The sequence below is a fragment of the Corallococcus praedator genome (assembly GCF_003612125.1).
Taxonomy (GTDB): Bacteria; Myxococcota; Myxococcia; order Myxococcales; family Myxococcaceae; genus Corallococcus; species Corallococcus praedator.
In genome coordinates this window covers 1-2,330 of sequence record NZ_RAWI01000691.1, presented here as the reverse complement: position 1 = coordinate 2,330, position 2,330 = coordinate 1, and the positions used below count along the sequence as shown (strand labels likewise).

The 2,330-nt window shown below is 68.0% G+C and carries 3 protein-coding genes; 2 read left to right on the top strand and 1 reads right to left on the bottom strand.

The annotated features are described in order from the left end of the window. Nucleotides 1-238, bottom strand: a 238-nt coding sequence (locus D7Y13_RS40900; protein WP_208734548.1) for a hypothetical protein, incomplete at its 3' end; no start/stop codon positions are given. Between the two features lie 169 nt (nt 239-407). Here D7Y13_RS40900 and D7Y13_RS40895 point away from each other — a divergent pair. Together D7Y13_RS40895 and D7Y13_RS40890 are read left to right on the top strand one after the other, a co-directional pair. Further along, on the top strand, nt 408-1,913 hold the full coding sequence (locus D7Y13_RS40895) for a zinc metalloprotease (protein WP_120538395.1): 1,506 nt from the start codon (nt 408-410) through the stop codon (nt 1,911-1,913). A 136-nt stretch (nt 1,914-2,049) separates the two neighbouring features. After that, nucleotides 2,050-2,330 (top strand): prephenate dehydrogenase/arogenate dehydrogenase family protein (locus D7Y13_RS40890; RefSeq protein ID WP_120631038.1); only part of this gene is annotated, 281 nt, incomplete at its 3' end.

Genomic DNA, 2,330 nt, shown 5'->3' with positions numbered 1-2,330 from the left:
GCGTCTGGCCCGTCCCGGTCCCCGCCACGATGCCGAACCCCTGCCCGCCCCGGGCCAGCTCGCGCAGCCGCTCGCCGTGGTGCTGCTCCAGGTAGGTCTTGAGCCGCAGGCCCAGGGCCAGCTCGATGGTCTCGCACGCGGCGCGAGTGGGCGCGATGACCACCACCCGTCCGCGCGCGGACGACGCGGAAGGGGAAGCGGCATGGGGCGGCAGGTAGCGGTCGGTGGGCGTTCGCACGAGTCCCCGTGATACGCACTGCCGGCCCCTGGGGATAGCTCCGTTTGCAGGAGGCAAGCCTGGAGCCCGGGACAAAATGTCAGCAGCGGTGAGGAATAATTAATCCGGCCCTCGTAGATGTCCCGGCTGGCAAGAAGCCCAGCCCCTGACTCCTTCGAGGGGGACCTCCATGTCCACGTTTCACAAGAACCTGCTGACGGCCTCCATGGCCCTCATCGGTCTGAACGGTTGTGTCTACGGTTACGTCTACGACGCCGGCTCGGGCAGCGCCATCGAGGGTGCGACCGTGACCGTGCTGTCCGGCGTCTGCACCGGCAATGGCTGCGGCACCAACCCCACCTTCCGGCAGACGGAATCGTCGGGGCTCTACGTCTTCGACGCCTACGGCAACCACAACGGCGACACGCAGGTCCAGTTGCTCACCGTGGCGTCCGGCCAGGAAGCCCTCCGGCTCTACTACTCCCGCGCGGGCTACCGCTCCGTGAGCGTCTACCACAAGCCCAAGTACGAGGAGGTCACGCAGGACGGCAACACCTATGAGATCTCCAACGTCCAGCCCGTGTACCTGTGCCTGACGACCGCCATCGACTCCGACGCGGACGGCGTGTGTGACGAAGCGGAGGCCCGCTACGGCACCAATCCCTACAACTCCGACACGGACGGGGACCGCATCAGCGACAACGCGGAGCTGTTCGGCTACGGCGGCGTGGACCTGCGCTACTACGGCGCGGACCCGAAGAAGAAGGACGTCTTCGTGGAGATGGACTACTACCCCGGCCTCAAGCCCACGCAGGGCGCGCTGGATCGCGTGACGGCCGCCTTCGCCGCCGCGCCGGTGACGAACCCGAACGGCACCACGGGCGTCGCGCTGCACCTGGTGGCGGATCAGCAGATCGCCGCGGCCGACGTGGACCTGGACCTGAACCCGGTGTGGACGGACTTCGACGTCATCAAGGCGAAGTACTTCAACGCGCGCCGCGCGCCGTTCTTCCACTACCTGCTGGTGGCGGACCACTACAACGCGGGCGGCTCCAGCGGCATCTCGCGCGGCATCCCCGCGCACGACTTCATCATGACGCTGGGCAACTGGAGCACCCCCGGCGGCACGGAGCAGCAGCAGGCCGGCACCATCATGCACGAGCTGGGACACAACATCGGCCTGATGCACGGTGGCAACGAGAACGCGAACTACAAGCCCAACTACCTGAGCTTGATGAACTACCACTACCAACTGGGCGGCCTGCGCGTGGACAACGTGAACGGCGTGCTCGACTACTCGCGCGTGCGCATCGGCACCGTGTATGAGTCGTCCGTCAACGAGTTCTACGCCTTCGCTCCCCTGAGCCCGACCACCGAGGCGGACCTGGCCCACTACGGCGTGCGCATCAACAACGGGTTCGTCAGCGGCACCGCGAGCGCCAACCTCGACTTCAACAACAACGGCGTCATCCTGAACGCGTACGTCGCCCAGGACCTCAACGCCGACGGAGACAGCACGGACGTCTTCGCCGCGTCGCAGAACGACTGGACGGCCCTCGTGTACGACGGCGCGGGCTCCATCGGCGACGGCTGGCTCGGCAACACCCAGGGCCTCGCCCGCTCGGAGCCCTTCTTCGTCGTCCCGGAGAAGACCGAGGCCTGCATCACCGAGCACCCGACGCGCGGCGGCCGGTAGTCCGCCTCCCCCTTCGCTGAACGCAGTCCCCGCCGCCGGGTCCCTCTCGAACAGGGGCCCGGCGGCCCTGCTTTTTCCGGCCTCCCTACCCTCCAGGACGTACCGCGCCATGCCGCCAGCGATGTAATCTTACAGAATGCCGAAAATCGCCCTCGTGGGATACGGACGGTTTGGACGTGCGCTGGGAGCGCTGCTGGAGGCGGCGGACCTGGGCTACCGGGCGATGGACCCGGGGGCCGCGCTGCCGGAGGCGATTCGCGCCCATTCCGTGCCGGAGCTGCTGGCGGGGGCGGAGCTGGTGGTGGTGGCGGTGCCGGTACCCCAGGTGCGCGAGGTGCTGCTGGCGCTCAAGCCCCACCTGCGGCCGGAGCACCTGGTGCTGGACGTGGGCAGCGTGAAGGTGAAGCCGGTGGAGGC

Excerpts from the sequence above, each read along its gene's own strand:
- D7Y13_RS40895 (WP_120538395.1), top strand. The coding sequence starts at position 408 with ATGTCCACGTTTCACAAGAACCTGCTGACGGCCTCCATGGCCCTCATC.